The sequence below is a fragment of the Aquimarina litoralis genome (genome assembly GCF_019295435.1).
GTDB lineage: Bacteria > Bacteroidota > Bacteroidia > Flavobacteriales > Flavobacteriaceae > Aquimarina > Aquimarina litoralis_A.
Genome location: NZ_WEKL01000001.1, coordinates 82,865 through 98,919, shown reverse-complemented (window position 1 = coordinate 98,919; position 16,055 = coordinate 82,865). Strand labels below are relative to the sequence as shown.

The following is a 16,055-nucleotide window of genomic DNA, read 5'->3' as shown; positions in this document are numbered from 1 at the left end:
TTATTTACAAACCCTATTTTTTTTAATTTTGATATACTCAATAATAGAAAGCATTTACGAGAGGGGATAATGAATAATACAGCTAAATACATAAGTGAATTACTATATAGATATGAATGTGTAATCTTACCAGGTTTTGGTGCTTTTTTAACCAAAAGACAGCCTGCTATGATTCAGGAGTCTACACATGCTTTTTTTCCTCCTCAAAAGTTAATTTCTTTTAATAGCCAATTACAAAATAATGATGGATTATTAGCGAATTATATAGCTACTGCGGAAAATATATCATATACCGATGCTGTTGCTAAAATTCAGCGTTATGTATTGTGGTTACAAAATAAAATGAGTGCTGGCAATCGTTTGGAACTTGAGGGAATTGGCGCTTTTTATACTTCAGTAGAAAATACTTTACAATTTGAGCCTTATCAAAATACAAATTATCTATCTGAAGCTTTTGGACTAAATTCTTTTATTTCTCCTTCTATTCTTAGAGAAAAAGAAATCAAAACGGTTCTACCTGAAGTCGCGACTTCAACAGTAACAAGAGAAACGTATAAAGAACAAGTCGAAGCTATTGAAGAGACTGCACCTATAGCTTTTACACCAGAAAAAAGACGTCAACGTCCATATTTGAAGTATGCAGCTGTTCTTGGTTTTGGAGTTATCCTTGGTTCATTAGCGCTATACCAAGTTAATACGCAGACTAATTTAGAAAATGATCGTATTACTATTAATGCGGAAAGAGAAATCGAGAACAGAATTCAAGAAGCCACTTTTGAAATAACAAGTCCTCTTCCTGCTATTAACTTAAATATTATTAAATCTGAAGAAAATACTGTTGTAGAAAATTCTGAGACTGAAGAAACAACAGTAACTAATTCCTCAGCAAAATACCACATTGTTGCTGGAGCCTTCAGAATAAAAGCAAACGCTGCTAAAAAAGTAAATAAATTAAAAGCTAAAGGTTTTGAAGCTCGCTTAATTGGTATAAACAAATATGGTCTTCATCAAGTTGTTTATAATAGTTTTGAAAACAGATTAGAAGCGTTAACGGCTCTTCAAAACATTAAAAAGCAACAAGATCGTCGTGCTTGGTTGTTGGTTCAAGAACTTTAATTTTTTTTTAGTTTTCACTTTTCTTAATCATCTATTGCAAATAGTAAGATACTATTCTTGATTCTATTTCTAAAGTTCATTCTTTTTTAGAAAAACATTGAAATTTTATCAATCTTTTCAAGGTAATTGAATATCAGTTTTCTAGAATGATATGGTTATAAGTTAATCTTACCTAACTATCTTTGTCAAAAATTACCAAAATTCATGGAAGCCAGATATCCTTCAGAATCCAGAACTATTTTAACAGATCTTGTTTTACCAGGAGAAACGAATCCTTTAAACAACCTTTTTGGAGGAGAATTACTTGCTCGTATGGATCGCGCAGCAGGAATTGCAGCTGGTCGACATTCCAGAAGAATTGTAGTAACAGCATCGGTAAACCATGTTGCTTTTAGCAAAGCTATTCCCTTAGGAAGTGTAGTAACGGTAGAAGCGAAGGTTTCTAGAGCGTTTAAAACCTCTATGGAGGTTGTTATAGATGTTTGGATAGAAGATAGACAAAGCGGTGATAAAACGAAGGCTAACGAAGCTATATACACTTTTGTAGCAGTAAATGAAAGTGGTTCCCCAGTATCCATACCTCCTATCAAACCAGAAACCGAATTAGAACAACAACGTTATGATGCTGCATTGCGTCGTAAGCAATTGAGTTTGGTACTTGCTGGCAAGATGAAACCAGATGAAGCAACTGAACTCAAGGCACTTTTTATTTAACAAAAAAGACACTCTCTATAAGGCTAGAGAGCATCTTCATATCATTCTGGGGAAAACGATTCTTTGCTATTTATTTTTTGACAAACTTAAATGACTGAGATTGTTCTTCGGCGAAGATAAAATAAACTCCTTTAGGTAAATCATTTACACTAATAGTAGATTCAGTTCCTTCCATTAACTTTGTTCCAGTTATTGTATACAGTTTCCAGGAAGTAATTTTTTCGTGTAATGTCAAAATATCTTTTACAGGATTAGGATACATTGCAACTTCATTATCCAATATTATGTCATCAACAGATAAACTTGTATCTACCGGTTTATACACTCTAATCCAATCCACCTTCATCGTATTTCTAGCTGGATCATTCAGTTGATTATCTGTTGGTGTTCGATCTGCATCAACATGCCAGTTTTGAGATTCTACATTGATAATAATATCCATCTCTTTTGTAAATCCATTTCCTCCTTGATAATTAAAAGGATCTATTACACTTACAGAAGATATGTTGCTAGCTTCTTGTAACGTTTGAAAAGAATACACAGTTCCACTTGCGTATTCCACAGCAGTTTGAAATCCATTAGGATCAAAATCTAGATTTCCATTGGTCATTGTAGGATACGTATACGTCCAAATACCATTTCTATTTGTCGCAAAAGCTTTATCATACAAAACTCTTACCAACTCTCCATCGATATAATATTCAAAATGAACAGGACTAATCCAATTTACCCCAATTCTAACATATCTCCTGTTTCCTCCATTCCAGCAATATTCACCCCATACCGATACATCAGATCGGCTCCACCAACTATTAAAATCTCTAGGTTGATAATCAGTGAAAGGTTGACGAATAAATGAGTGGTGACTTAAGTGAATAAACTCTGCAAAAAAACCATTTCCTTGTTCATCGCCACCATAACATTCTATAATATCTATTTCCTGTGTATCATCAGGACTTAATAACCAAACATCAGATGCCAAAACAATATCTGCAACGCTTACACTAGATTCTACAAAAACTGGGTACACTACTTTTGTATTTGAGGTAATACATCCAGCATTTACACCATCTTCAGGTCTTCCCATTTTATTTGGCAAGTTTGTTTTAGGAAGAGCAGTTTCTCCAGCTTGTCCCCATCTTGAAGCTCGTAAAACCAAATCATTTCCATCTACAGAAACATGATTATACTTCCAATATGTAGTTCCTGGACCATCCCAGCCGTTATGATAAAAGTTATACCATTTGTCATTACCAAAATTAGAACGCTGATTCGTTTCATCAAAAACATAGTTAAAGTCATCAGAAGCATCTACCTGAAGCTCCCATTCCTGACCTGTTCCAGCATCAGCAGGAACAGGAATGCCGTTCCAATCCTGAGCCATAGCAGATACGGAGATCAATGACATCATAAAGTAAATTTGGGCTTTTTTCATTGTGTAAAAAGTTAGTTTTTATTAAAAATGTAATCTTGAGTCATACAAAAGAAATTATTTTTTCAATCACATTCAAAAAATAAACGTACTTTTTACATTTTATTAATTTTCACACTTATTTTATACCAAAATCTTTTAAAATTTGGCCATAACCTATCAATTTTTAGTGTATAAATTAAATAAAAGATGATATGAATGTAATCCATTACCATTCTAAAGAAATCCTGCTCCTAAAGCCACAGAAATTAGGATCAACATAATTGCTACTACTATCTGTAAAAACTTTAGCGTGACTTTTTTGAGTAGTTTATTACCTAAAAATGCTCCAGCAATAGCTGATGCCGTAGCACAAATTACTAATGGTATATTGTCGCTTATACCTGATTGTGAAACATTGGTAGCATATACACTGAGTCTTGTGAAATCCACAAATGTAGAAACTACTACTGCTGTTCCTATAAAAGCTTCTTTAGAAAGCCCTGCTTTGATGAGAAAAGCCGTTCTTAATGCGCCTTGATTTCCTGAAAGGCCACCAAAAAATCCGCTTAGAAATCCTCCTAATGGTAATTTTTCTTCACCAAATTTTAATTTAGCGAAAAACGGGACTAAATCCATACTCGCAAAAATGATTAATAAGATAGAAATGATGAATTTCACAGGATACACCACAAAAGTTTTACCGAATAAAGTATAAGCAAAAAGAGGTTGAGCATCTGGAATCTTTAACAACACCCATGCTCCTAAAAAGGCTGCTATTACTGCAGGTATTCCAAATCTGAGTAACACAGATTTATTAGCATTTTTCCCAACTAAAAACAATTTGAATACATTATTAAAGAAATGCACTATTCCTGTTAATGCTATAGCGATCTCTACGGGAAAAAATACCATTAAAACAGGTGTGAGAATGGTTCCCAATCCAAAACCAGAAAAGAAGGTTAAGATCGAAACTAAAAAAGCCACAATCGAAACAACAACTATTTCCATAAGCATATTACATTTTATAAATCCAAGACTGTGGATTTAGTTTTTTTGTGTCTTTAAAAACCAGAAACTTCATAACAGCACGACCTGTTCGCGGGTTTACTCGGACTTCTCCAATATTTTGTTTGGTAGAAACCTTTTGCCCTTCCTTTACAGAAATATTTTCTAGATTGTAATACACTGTAATATAATTACCGTGTCGTATATGCACTAATTTTCCGGCATTCTTAAGTTGTTGAATAGCCATTACTTCTCCTTGGAAAATAGCTCTTGCCTTTTCTCCTGGTCTGGTTTCTAACTCTACACCGCTACTATTAATTTGAATATTTGGAAGTGTTGGATGTGGTTGACGTCCGTATTTCTTTGTAAGTTTTCCTGTACCTACAGGCCAAGGAAACTTTCCTTTGTTAGACGTAAAATTATCTGCCAATTTTTTATCTTCTGGAGTCAACGCAAAAGTGGTGGCAGAACCTTTTTTAGATGCTTTTTTACCAGCTTTTTTATTTGCTTTTGCTATCGCTTCTCGAATTAATTTTTCGATCGCCTTATCAATTGCACTTGCTTGCTCTTGTTTTTTCTTTATTTCCTTCTTATAGGTTCCTTCTTTTTTACGGATAGAAGCCATTAGTGTTTGTTGCTGCTTTTTTTCTTCCTTAAGCTGCTCGTGAGCGTCTCTATTTTCAGCTATTAATTGCTCTTTATTCTTCTTTCGCTCTAATAGATCTTTATTTAATGTTTGAAGTTCTTCTGTTCTTGTTTGTATCTGTTCTGCTTGTTCCTTGCGATGCTCGTTGTATTGCTTCATATATTGCAAACGCTTATAAGCTTGCATAAAATCAGTAGAAGACAATAAAAACATAATCTTACTATTCTGAGACTTACTTTTATATGATTTTACAATCATCTTGGCGTAATCCTCTTTCAACACCTTCAGCTCATCTCGATACGAACCCATTTTTTTTAGGTTTGTATTGATCTCCCTTGTTAGAAGATTAGCTTGTTGATTTGTAATTTTTATAAGATTTTGTCTTGTACTTATTTGAGAGTTTAAAGTTTCTACTTCATCCAATACCGATCTTTCTTTTTGCTTCGTATCTGCGAGCAAAGCCTTCATTTCTTCAATCTGCGCTTTTAGACGACGGCGTTGTTCTTCTAGCTGCTGCTGTTTTGCACTTTGCGAAAAAGAAGGAATACTAATTAATAGCATTCCAATAAAATATATCAACTGTTTTAACCTCATTCTATGGTGACTTCCTCGTATCCTGATGGTATTTTAAACGGAAAACTTACTTTTGGATTGTAATCTACATTACGATATTCAATCATAATGACGGTTTTGGCAACTCCTTCGGTTGCCATAATATTAATTTCTTTGGGAAAATCCTGATTTCCAACTTTTTGATAGCTACTATAATTGATTAGTAAATTTCTATTCTCCAATGGCTGTTTGAGTTGCTGTGAGAATATTTTAAAATTATCAGGATTTATAATGAATAATCGCTCGAATAAGGCTAGTTCTTTTTTAGGTTGCAACCTATATTTTTGGTTTGCTATAGATGAGCTATATTTTTCATTGTTTAAATTGAATAATGCCTGACCTAGTAATAATTGCTGTACTTTTTCAAAGTCTAACTCGGTTCCTAACCATTCACTCAACAACTTAAAATCACCTTCAAAGTAAGTGTTATTTACTTTTTCATAATAACTTACTTTTTCAGGTGTAATCAATGCTTTAGCAAGTGTAATACCTAAAAGTTTAGCACTTACCCATATTTTTTTATCTTTTTCTAGACGCAGCGTCACATTTGGACTAAATGATTGTTTTCCATCATCGTATCTAACCTTTACCCTAGCGTTCAGTGTGGTAAAATTGAAATCATTACTAGAGTGATTAGAAATAATCTTAGCTGTTTTCAGCTTTTTAACAGAAGCTCCAGAAACAGCTTTGGTCCCTTTACAGGAATTTAGTATGACAAGGCAAAAACATAATAGATAAAACAGTCTATTCATTATCCTTTATGATTTTTTTTTAAGTTCAACAGATCTGTCTTTATATTCTTTGGCTTTGGCTTCATTACCCATTTTTAGGTAAGCTTCGCCAATTTGATCATAAAAATCAGATTCCATTTTGAAGTCATCAATGATGTAGTCCATTCCAATACTTAAAATATCTATAGCTTCTTCATAATCATTAAGGTTTATTAGCGAAACACCACTAACCAAATAAAGAATAGGTTGTGAAGGATATAACTCTATTGCTAATTCACTCCCCACTTTAGCCTTTTCATATCTTTTAAGATCTAATTGTAAAAGCAATATTTTTCTAAGAATCCCAAAGTTACTGGCATTATCTTTAATTCCTCTTTCATAATAATTCAATGCCAATTCCTTTCTATCTTTATCATAGAAATAATTTCCTATCTCGGTAAACACCTTACTATTGCCTGCATCTTCAGAAAAGATCTTTGTTACTTCAATAAGTTTTGTTTCATATTGAGGATTTTTATCGACATAAACCAAAAAGTCATTGACCACTTTATATTTAGATTCTTCATCAATTTTATCAGAAGACAATACTACTTTCATTGATTTAATTGCATCCTTAGGTAAATTATCATCTAAATAATACTTATATAAAGCTAAATGGGCTAATTCAGATTTTGGTACTTGCTCTAATAATATTTGTGCAGTACCAAAAGCCTTTTCTACCTGATTATCCTGACTATATAAATAAATTAGATTCAAATAATTTTGTTCTTCCTTTGGATTGGCTGCTATTTTTTCTTGCAATCTAATTATCTGTGAATTAGGATTATTAATTTTCAAGGAAATTTTCTTTCGCAACTTATCTCTATAAGGATCTAGTCCAAGCTCTTCTATTAATTCATCTACCACTCTTAGTGCATCATCATATCTAGATTCTAAAAAGTAAAGATTAGCTAACTGCTCTTTGTACATACTGTCGAAATTTACTAACTTCTCCACCACTTCCACAGATTCGGCATACTTCCTTTGAGTAAAATATACCTCAAAAAGTAACTCTAAGACATAACGATCATTTGGTCTTTCTTCTAATACCTTTTTGAAATTGGTAGCAGCATTATCATATTGCTTTAGCTCTAGATAATTACTTCCTAATTCATAGTATAAAACAATTGGTTTTGGATTTGCCTCTATACATCTTTCTAAAGCGCTAATTGCCTTTTCGTAATTTGTGATTGCTCTTTCTTTTAGAGCTTCAAAGAAACTCTCTCTAAAAACATCCGACACATCACCCAAATCATCAAAAATCTCTATTTTCTTTAGAGATTCTATTTCTTGAGAAAACATGGTACTACCCAATCCAATGGTCAGCACCAAGCTCAATGTGATATGTCGACAAAATTTAATCATCCAAATTATTCTAAGGTAGAATAGTCTCCAATACTAATTGTTGTATATGTTCCGTCGTAATAAACGTGATTTCCAACCATAGCATTGTCTAAGTTAGCATTTTTTATGACAGTTTGGTTCTGTATTAAGCTATTTTTAATATCACTATTTTCAATTGCACAACCATCACCAATAGAAACATTAGGACCTACCGATCCATTTGCAATCGTAACACCTTTACCAATACAACAAGGAGGAATAATAGTTGCGTTTTCTAAAGTTACATCATCACTCACTAGATTTTCACCATCTTTTTCTAAAAAACCTAGCATTCTAGTATTGGTTTCGACAGTTACATTTTTATTACCACAATCCATCCATTCATCCACCTGACCAGTAACAAAAACTTTGCCATCTGCCATCATTCTTTTTATTCCATCATTTATCTGATACTCTCCTCCATTGATAATATTGTTGTCTAACACATATTGCAACTCATCTTTTAGAACTCCAATATCTTTAAAATAATAGATTCCTATCACTGCTAGATCCGAAACAAATTCTTTAGGCTTTTCTACCAACTCTACAATTTCTTTCTTTTCATTAAGTTTCACTACTCCATAAGCTTCAGGTTGATCAACTTGTTTTACCCAAATTACGGCATCCGCTTCTTTATCTAGATTAAAATCTGCTCTTATCAATGTATCTGCATAAGCCACAACTGCAGGTCCTGATAACGAATCTTTTGCGCACATAATAGCATGACCCGTTCCTAACGGTTGATCTTGTCGGTATATAGAAGCTTTTGCACCTAATTCTGAAGCAAGAGCCGTTAAGCTTTCTACCACATCATCTCCAAAGAAAGCAGGATCTCCTAATACGAATGCTATTTCATCTACAGGTTCTCCCAGAACCTTAGCTATATCCGAAACTAATCTATGAACAATTGGTTTTCCTGCTACAGGAATTAATGGTTTAGGAACAGTTAATGTATGAGGTCTTAATCTAGAACCTCTTCCGGCCATTGGCACAATAATTTTCATTACTTATGTTTTTTTGATTGGTTGATTATTTAACTCCTGTACTTCCAAAGCCACCTTCACCTCTAGAAGTTTCTGATAATTCTGTTACTTCATTCCATTCTGCTCGTTCGTGTTTTGCGATCACCAACTGAGCAACTCTTTCACCATTTTCTACTACAAAATCTTCATTAGACAAGTTGACCAAAATTACACCTATTTCACCTCTATAATCCGCATCTATAGTTCCTGGAGCATTTAAAACTGTAATTCCTTTTTTTGCTGCTAATCCACTTCTTGGTCTTACTTGCGCTTCAAAACCAACAGGTAACTCAATAAACAATCCTGTTTTAACAATTGTTCTTTCTAAAGGTCTAAGAGTTATTGACTCAGTAATATTGGCTCGCAAGTCCATTCCTGCAGAAGCAATTGTTTCGTAATGAGGTAATTTATGAGATGATTTGTTAATGATGTTTATTTGCATAGTTGTTTTATTACGCCATTATACAGCGTTGTTATCTTTTTAATAGTTGTTTTATTTCTTTTTTTTCAAAAGCATACAAAATTACTAAAAACACTAGTAAGAGTGGGATAGAAATTATATAATTACTATCGAAAATGTAAAAAGAAATTATCGAAAAACTAATTGACAATAAAAGATACGCTCCTATCTTCTTAAGATCGTATGGGATTGGATAATATTTCCTACCTAAATACCAAGATATCATCATCATAGAACCATAGGCAGCTAAAGTAGCAATAGCAGAACCTATGTAGGTGTATTTTGGAATTAATAAAAAGTTAAGAAGTAAAGTAATTACTGCACCAAAAACGGAAATATAAGCTCCAAATCTGGTTCTATCTGTTACTTTATACCAAACTGAAAGATTATGATAAATACCTAAGCAAAAATTAGCTAATAAAATTAACGGAACTATCTTTACCGCTTCCCAATATGATGTATCTCTTAAGAAAGCTATTTTTAAAACATGCACAAAAACAATTACAAATAGGAATATAAAAGAACCTAAAATCACAAAATACTTGGTTATTCTTGCATAAGTATCAGGAGCATTTTTATTAGAAGCATAGTTAAAGAAAAAAGGTTCAATTCCTAATCTGAAAGCCGTTGCAAATAAAGTCATAAACAAGGCTAGTTTATAACAGGCAGAGTATACACCTACCATATGGTCTGCAACATCCTCAGGTAATAAAAAGTCCAAAAGAATTCTATCAAATGTTTCGTTAATTGAATATGCAATTCCTGCTATGAGAATTGGCAGAGCATATTTCATCATCTTCTTCCACAATTCTTTATCAAAACGATATGATATTTTAGAATAAAATGATATCAGCGCCACTAATGCAAATCCACTTGCAATAAGATTTGAAATAAAAATATAACTGATTTCATAATCATCTTTACATATCCAATTTAAAAATGAAAAATGGAATGAAAGCTCCGTAAGAAAGAGCAAGAAAAATATATTAAGACCAAAATTTATTGCAACGTTTGTGATTTTAATAATTGCATATCTTATAGGACGCTCTTTGGCCCGTAACCAAGAAAATGGAATAATCACCAAAGCATCTAATAATAATATCCAAATAACAAGGTTGATATATTTAAGTTTTATATCTATCCAATCTGCTATTTGATGTTTTAGTAATAAGGCTATTATCAGGAATACAAAGGATGAAATCGCAATTGATATTGCAGATGTACTAACAACATTGTCCTTATTCTTTTCTTTATTAAAAAACCGAAAGAAAGCGGTTTCCATTCCATACGCGAGAATTACGTTAAAAAGTACAAAGTATGAGAAAATAATAGAGACTTTACCATACTCCTCAGTTGGTAATTGATTTGTATATAAGGGTACCAAAAGAAATGACAACATGCGTGGTAACACAGTTGCCATTCCATATATAAAAGTTTGCTTAAAAAGTTTCTGAAAAATTCCCAATTGCAAATTATTACGGCTCTAAAAATACAATTTTATTGCCTTGGCTTCATTGGATACGCTTCCAATTCTTTTTCTGGTAATTTATCGAGTTTGAAAAATCCTTCTTTTCCTGATTTGGTGTAAGCAATAATACACTCGTCATCTTTAAGGACAAAGGGTGTTTTTTCTTCTACTTTAGGTGCTTTATTACCGTATTCGTCTTTAGCATCACCACTCATAATCATATCGGGTTTTACACTTTCAGGATCTGTATATTTTCCTCTATAAAAACCTTCTCTTTGATTAAAATTTAGATCAACTTTTTTTCCTTTAAAATAAGCTGTATGTAATACAACATCCGATTCTTTGGCTACTGGAAAATACAGTGTGAAACCTTGACCGCCTCCTCGAATACCGGAAACCCATTTTTGAAAATAAGGAGCGTTTAATTCTACAGGTGCAATTTTATCTATTTTCTGACTTGTAGCACATTGGGCAAAAGTCATTAAAATTCCTAATAAGCCGATTTTTGTAAGTAGTGTTTTCAAATTTATTCTTTGTTCCATTTTTCTTTTAAACGTTCACGATGTTTTTCTTTCATTTTTTTAATATCTCTGGTATTAAAGACAATATTCATTCCAAAATTAAATGCAACACCAGAGAATAGCTTTGAATCTTCTCCATTTGTGATATTAAGACCATACATATAAGGAAGACCAAATTCTAATTCTAAACACTTGGCAAATTTATAATTAATTCCAGCACCTGCTGCAAATAATAACAAACCACCACTATTATCTTCTATTGCAATATCTGCAGGATCATTTGTTTCATATCGAATCGCACCAATCCCTATTCCAGACTCAAAATAGAAACTAAATTTTCCACTATTAATTGCATGTTTTCTAAAAGATGGTATAAACCCATACGCTTGTACTTCTACATCTCTACCATTTTCTTGCTCTATATCTTGTGGAAACAATGCAAAAGCCGAAGTATTAATAGCAAAACGTTCTGATAAATAATAAGATAGGCTTTGTTTTACGGCTACTCCGCTAAATCCATTATCGAAATCCATAAGTGGAACTGCAGCTATTCCCATCTTAATATCTCCTGCTTCGTATAAAGTTTCTGAATCCTGTGAATTCATAGTACTTATAAATGCCAAAACAAGCGCTAAAGTACAAAGTTTAATTTTTTTCATTTTTCTTTTTTCCATTAAAGATAAAAAATGAATGTGGTGTTTGTCCTAAAAAAAACAAAAAACCACATTCGACCAAACGAATGTGGTTATGCAATAAGAATTCACTTTTCTATTGTAAACTAACTGATAAAGTTCCTAATCCAACTGAAGAACCGAAACCAGACACCTCAATTGAATAACTACCGGCACTTAAAGAACCTACCATTCTAGATAACGTACCTGCTCCTCCATCATCATTAGAACCGATAAGATTTCCAAAGGAATCATACAGTCTTAAAAAGGTATCATAATTTGCAAATGTTGTTTCAAACACATAATCTGATTGACTATCTATACTAAAATTGAATGCAATAGCTCTATCTACTTCGCTGGTTGTATCATAGTTATAAGTTTCACTAAATGGAATGTTCAACGTTCCCAAATCTAAATCTGAAGAATCATAATCTTGTAAAGTAAGATTCATAGTTCCGTTTGCAGCAAGACCAAAATTATTATTAATTACTTCAAGATAATATGTTCCGGTTTCTAATGAAGCAAGTAGAATATTATTAAATCCATTAGCAATAAAATCTCCATTCTCGGAAAATAAGCTAAATGACACATTGCCAGACTCTTGTACAACAGAAAAACCAATAGAACGTTCTATTTCAAAAGTATAACCTACCTTATTATCTGGTTCATCTTCTAAGATTTCAAATGCTATATTCTCTTCATATGGAAGTGTCAATATCCCTAGATCAACATCTGTACCTCTAAAATTAAAAGTTCTACTTATCTCGTTAGTTCCACCGGTACGATCATTAGCAACTACTCTAATTACAAATTCAGAATCTATAAATTCTCTAAAATCTTGATTATAGAACAGAAACCCGTTAACATCATTAGACCCTATCACATAATTTTCTCTAATAACCGTGTCATTAAAATAAATATCATAAGACAAAATATCTCCGTCAGGATCTGTTGCTGGTGTCCAAGAAATTTCTAACCAGTTATATGCAAACAAATCAAAATTGATAAAATTAAAAGAAAACTCTTGAGGATCTCTGTTCATAAAAACATTTCTGTTTACTACAGCATCTTCGGACACACCACCATTAGAATCGAATGATGTGATCTTGATATCTAGTTCCAAACTCAATCCCTTGGCTAATAATTCTATACGATTAGTCTTGTTATTTTTTCCATCAGGATCAGTATTAGGAATGAACTGACTTGCATCGAACTGTAAAGTGGTTTCATTTGTTTTGCTAGCCAGAATTTTTTCATTTATAACCAAATCATAGGATATTTGATCATTATTGACATCTTCTGAAGGCTCCCAACTGACTTGCACCAATGTCCCTTCAATGACTTCTATTTCGATATTCGAAACTTTTTCTGGTGGAACATTCACAAAAGTATCATCATCGCTCCCACACGATAATATTATTAAACTTAAGCATACATAAAATAGGCTTACAATTTTTCTCATAAAAAGTGGTTTTAAAAATTAATGTTTAGTACTTTAAAGTAAGTACCTAAATAGAGGGAAATGTTACCCTACAAAAACCACTTTTACGAATTTTTAAAGGAAATGTTCTTAAATAAAAAAACTCGGCAAAATTCATTGCCGAGTTTTAAGAAATTTATCTTTTTTCTCTAAAATATTACTAAATTCTAATTATTTAGAGCTTCTGCACCACCAACGATTTCAAGAATCTCATTAGTAATTGCAGCTTGTCTTGCTTTGTTGTATTGTAACTTAAGACTATCTCTTAATTCTGTAGCGTTGTCCGTTGCTTTATGCATTGCAGTCATACGTGCACCATGTTCTGACGCGAAAGAATCTCGAATTGCCTTATACAATTGTGTTTTAAGAGACTTAGGGATTAATTGTTCCACTATCTCTTCTTTTGAAGGCTCAAAGATATAATCTACATTATTTGTACTTTCCCCTTCTATAGGTTTAATTGGCAAAAACTGTTCTTTTGTAACAATTTGAGTAGCAGCGTTTTTAAACTTATTATACACCAATACTATTTTATCATAAGAACCATTTGTAAACATTTCCATCAATTCTTCAGCTATCTCCGCAACATTAGCAAAAGTAAGATCGTCAAAAACTTCACTTTTATTGGATACAACTGTATGAGTTTTAGAAACAATATCATTTACTTTTTTACCAATAGCAACAAAATCAACCTGCTTACCGGCATATACATTCTCATAAAGATCTTTTGATCCTTTTATGATATTAGAATTGAACGCACCTGCCAAACCACGATTAGAAGCAATAGCCACTACTAATACTTTGTTTACTTCGCGTTGTTCAGAATATACACTACTACTATCTCCTTCTAGCGAAGCACTTAGACTTTGTAACAATTCAGTAAGCTTATCCGCATAAGGACGCATAGCTGTAATTGCCATCTGTGCTTTATTCAACTTTGCCGCAGATACCATTTTCATAGCACTGGTAATTTGCATCGTTGAAGATACAGAGGTAATTCTACTACGTAATTCTTTTAAATTTGCCATTTTTCTTAGTATTGAGTATTGAGTTGTTAGTAAATAGTACTTTCCTAATCAATACTTTCTAATATTATAACTTCTATAAATACAGAGTAAAAGATCTTATATCTAAATACTCTGTACTCAATACTACTTATTTATATTTTGCCGAAATTTCTTTACAAGCAGAAAGTAATACATCTGTAACTTCGTCTGTAAGTTTTCCAGCCTTTAACGTATCTAATGCATCTCTATGCTTAGCATTTAAATACTCTATATAATCACTTTCGAATTCTTTTACCTTATTTACAGGAACATCTTTCAATAAGTTCTTAGATCCAGCATAAATAATCGCAATTTGATCTTCAACTGTGTAAGGATCGTTTTGACCTTGCTTTAAGATTTCTACGTTACGCTTACCTTTTTCAATTACGTTTAAAGTAGCAGCATCTAGATCAGATCCAAACTTAGCAAACGCTTCTAATTCACGGAACTGTGCTTGATCCAGTTTTAAAGTACCTGCAACCTTCTTCATTGACTTAATCTGCGCAGAACCTCCTACACGAGATACTGAGATACCAACGTTAATTGCTGGACGAACACCTGAGTTAAATAAATCTGAAGTTAAGAATATCTGACCATCTGTAATAGAAATTACATTTGTTGGGATATATGCTGATACGTCACCTGCTTGTGTTTCGATAATTGGTAATGCAGTTAAAGAACCACCACCTTTTACTTTATCTTTTAAAGAATCAGGAAGATCATTCATATCTTTAGCAATACCGTCATCAGCGATTACTTTTGCAGCACGCTCTAATAATCTTGAGTGAAGGTAGAATACATCTCCAGGATATGCTTCACGACCTGGTGGACGACGTAATAATAATGAAACCTCACGGTATGCAACTGCTTGCTTAGATAAATCATCATAAATAATTAATGCTGGACGACCAGTATCACGGAAATACTCACCGATAGCAGCTCCAGCAAAAGGAGCATACACCTGCATTGGAGCAGGATCAGAAGCATTCGCAGCAACAATTGTAGTATAAGCAAGTGCTCCTTTATCTTCTAAAACTTTTGCGATGTTCGCAACGGTAGAAGCTTTCTGACCAATTGCTACATATATACAATATACAGGTTCTCCTGCATCATAAAATTCCTTCTGATTTAGAATTGTATCTATACAAACTGTAGTCTTACCAGTCTGACGGTCACCAATCACCAACTCACGCTGTCCTCTTCCAATCGGAACCATGGCATCAATTGATTTAATACCAGTCTGTAATGGCTCATTTACCGGTTGACGGAAAACTACACCAGGAGCTTTACGCTCTAATGGCATTTCGAAAGTTTCTCCATCGATAGCTCCTTTACCATCAATTGGATTTCCTAAAGTGTCCACTACACGTCCAACAATACCGTCTCCAACATTGATAGAGGCAATTCTCTGTGTACGTTTTACAGTTGCACCTTCTTTTACTTCTGTTGAAGAACCTAAAAGTACTACCCCAACATTATCTTCTTCAAGATTCAGTACAATTCCTTCTAATCCAGATTCAAATTCTACTAACTCTCCGTATTGAGCGTTAGACAATCCGTAAACTCTGGCGATACCGTCACCAACCTGTAATACCGTACCTACTTCTTCTAATGAAGCGGATGCTTCAAATCCAGATAATTGTTGTTTGATTATTGCTGATACTTCAGCAGGATTCACTTCTGCCATTTTATATAATAGTTTAGAAGAACAAAATGTTATTTTATTC

Annotated in this window: 15 protein-coding genes; 2 read left to right on the top strand and 13 right to left on the bottom strand. The window is 33.0% G+C overall.

Features of this window, described 5'->3' with window-relative positions:
- The first annotated feature begins 69 nt into the window (after positions 1-69).
- Both GBO31_RS00450 and GBO31_RS00445 read left to right on the top strand, forming a co-directional pair.
- Positions 70-1,116, top strand: coding sequence for an SPOR domain-containing protein (locus GBO31_RS00450; RefSeq protein WP_219006326.1), 1,047 nt, complete (start codon positions 70-72; stop codon positions 1,114-1,116).
- Positions 1,117-1,320: 204 nt separating this feature from the next.
- The gene (locus GBO31_RS00445; RefSeq protein WP_219006325.1) at positions 1,321-1,830 is read left to right on the top strand and encodes an acyl-CoA thioesterase; all 510 of its coding nucleotides are present in this window, start codon (positions 1,321-1,323) and stop codon (positions 1,828-1,830) included.
- 70 nt (positions 1,831-1,900) lie between these two features.
- Here the strand turns inward: GBO31_RS00445 and GBO31_RS00440 are convergent, their stop codons facing one another.
- From GBO31_RS00440 to atpA, 13 genes are all read right to left on the bottom strand, one after another.
- Positions 1,901-3,265: a T9SS type A sorting domain-containing protein gene (locus tag GBO31_RS00440; RefSeq protein WP_219006324.1), complete on the bottom strand. Its 1,365-nt coding sequence runs from the start codon at positions 3,263-3,265 to the stop codon at positions 1,901-1,903.
- Positions 3,266-3,478: 213 nt separating this feature from the next.
- Positions 3,479-4,252 (bottom strand): sulfite exporter TauE/SafE family protein, encoded by a 774-nt coding sequence (locus tag GBO31_RS00435; protein ID WP_219006323.1) that lies wholly within the window; start codon positions 4,250-4,252, stop codon positions 3,479-3,481.
- A gap of 7 nt (positions 4,253-4,259) precedes the next feature.
- Positions 4,260-5,474 (bottom strand): murein hydrolase activator EnvC family protein, encoded by a 1,215-nt coding sequence (locus GBO31_RS00430; RefSeq protein WP_246615730.1) that lies wholly within the window; start codon positions 5,472-5,474, stop codon positions 4,260-4,262.
- An 11-nt stretch (positions 5,475-5,485) separates the two neighbouring features.
- Positions 5,486-6,259, bottom strand: coding sequence for a DUF4292 domain-containing protein (locus GBO31_RS00425; RefSeq protein WP_219006321.1), 774 nt, complete (start codon positions 6,257-6,259; stop codon positions 5,486-5,488).
- A gap of 6 nt (positions 6,260-6,265) precedes the next feature.
- Positions 6,266-7,642 carry a tetratricopeptide repeat protein gene (locus GBO31_RS00420; protein ID WP_219006509.1) on the bottom strand — a complete coding sequence of 459 codons (1,377 nt, stop codon included), beginning with the start codon at positions 7,640-7,642 and terminating at the stop codon, positions 6,266-6,268.
- 5 nt (positions 7,643-7,647) lie between these two features.
- Positions 7,648-8,664, bottom strand: a complete 1,017-nt coding sequence (locus GBO31_RS00415; RefSeq protein ID WP_219006320.1) for a sugar nucleotidyltransferase — start codon at positions 8,662-8,664, stop codon at positions 7,648-7,650.
- A 25-nt stretch (positions 8,665-8,689) separates the two neighbouring features.
- Positions 8,690-9,124 (bottom strand): dUTP diphosphatase, encoded by a 435-nt coding sequence (gene dut / locus GBO31_RS00410; protein WP_219006319.1) that lies wholly within the window; start codon positions 9,122-9,124, stop codon positions 8,690-8,692.
- Positions 9,125-9,155: 31 nt separating this feature from the next.
- Complete coding sequence (locus GBO31_RS00405; RefSeq protein ID WP_219006508.1) at positions 9,156-10,607, bottom strand: oligosaccharide flippase family protein; 1,452 nt, start codon at positions 10,605-10,607, stop codon at positions 9,156-9,158.
- Between the two features lie 32 nt (positions 10,608-10,639).
- A complete protein-coding gene (locus GBO31_RS00400; protein WP_219006318.1) occupies positions 10,640-11,152 on the bottom strand; it encodes a hypothetical protein in 513 nt (170 codons plus the stop codon).
- Positions 11,137-11,790, bottom strand: a complete 654-nt coding sequence (locus GBO31_RS00395) for a hypothetical protein (protein ID WP_219006317.1) — start codon at positions 11,788-11,790, stop codon at positions 11,137-11,139. The genes GBO31_RS00400 and GBO31_RS00395 overlap by 16 nt, the downstream gene beginning before the upstream one ends.
- Before the next feature lie 109 nt (positions 11,791-11,899).
- Entirely contained in the window at positions 11,900-13,264 is a 1,365-nt protein-coding gene (locus GBO31_RS00390) for a fibronectin type III domain-containing protein (protein ID WP_219006316.1), read from the bottom strand.
- 185 nt (positions 13,265-13,449) lie between these two features.
- On the bottom strand, positions 13,450-14,310 hold the full coding sequence (gene atpG, locus GBO31_RS00385) for an ATP synthase F1 subunit gamma (RefSeq protein WP_219006315.1): 861 nt from the start codon (positions 14,308-14,310) through the stop codon (positions 13,450-13,452).
- Positions 14,311-14,437: 127 nt separating this feature from the next.
- Positions 14,438-16,015 carry a F0F1 ATP synthase subunit alpha gene (atpA, locus tag GBO31_RS00380; RefSeq protein WP_219006314.1) on the bottom strand — a complete coding sequence of 526 codons (1,578 nt, stop codon included), beginning with the start codon at positions 16,013-16,015 and terminating at the stop codon, positions 14,438-14,440.
- Between the last annotated feature and the right edge of the window lie 40 nt (positions 16,016-16,055).

Excerpts from the sequence above, each read along its gene's own strand:
- GBO31_RS00450 (WP_219006326.1), top strand. The coding sequence starts at position 70 with ATGAATAATACAGCTAAATACATAAGTGAATTACTATATAGATATGAA.
- GBO31_RS00445 (WP_219006325.1), top strand. The coding sequence starts at position 1,321 with ATGGAAGCCAGATATCCTTCAGAATCCAGAACTATTTTAACAGATCTT.
- GBO31_RS00440 (WP_219006324.1), bottom strand. The coding sequence starts at position 3,265 with ATGAAAAAAGCCCAAATTTACTTTATGATGTCATTGATCTCCGTATCT.
- GBO31_RS00435 (WP_219006323.1), bottom strand. The coding sequence starts at position 4,252 with ATGGAAATAGTTGTTGTTTCGATTGTGGCTTTTTTAGTTTCGATCTTA.
- GBO31_RS00425 (WP_219006321.1), bottom strand. The coding sequence starts at position 6,259 with ATGAATAGACTGTTTTATCTATTATGTTTTTGCCTTGTCATACTAAAT.
- GBO31_RS00420 (WP_219006509.1), bottom strand. The coding sequence starts at position 7,642 with ATGATTAAATTTTGTCGACATATCACATTGAGCTTGGTGCTGACCATT.
- GBO31_RS00415 (WP_219006320.1), bottom strand. The coding sequence starts at position 8,664 with ATGAAAATTATTGTGCCAATGGCCGGAAGAGGTTCTAGATTAAGACCT.
- dut (WP_219006319.1), bottom strand. The coding sequence starts at position 9,124 with ATGCAAATAAACATCATTAACAAATCATCTCATAAATTACCTCATTAC.
- GBO31_RS00400 (WP_219006318.1), bottom strand. The coding sequence starts at position 11,152 with ATGGAACAAAGAATAAATTTGAAAACACTACTTACAAAAATCGGCTTA.
- GBO31_RS00395 (WP_219006317.1), bottom strand. The coding sequence starts at position 11,790 with ATGAAAAAAATTAAACTTTGTACTTTAGCGCTTGTTTTGGCATTTATA.
- GBO31_RS00390 (WP_219006316.1), bottom strand. The coding sequence starts at position 13,264 with ATGAGAAAAATTGTAAGCCTATTTTATGTATGCTTAAGTTTAATAATA.
- atpG (WP_219006315.1), bottom strand. The coding sequence starts at position 14,310 with ATGGCAAATTTAAAAGAATTACGTAGTAGAATTACCTCTGTATCTTCA.
- atpA (WP_219006314.1), bottom strand. The coding sequence starts at position 16,015 with ATGGCAGAAGTGAATCCTGCTGAAGTATCAGCAATAATCAAACAACAA.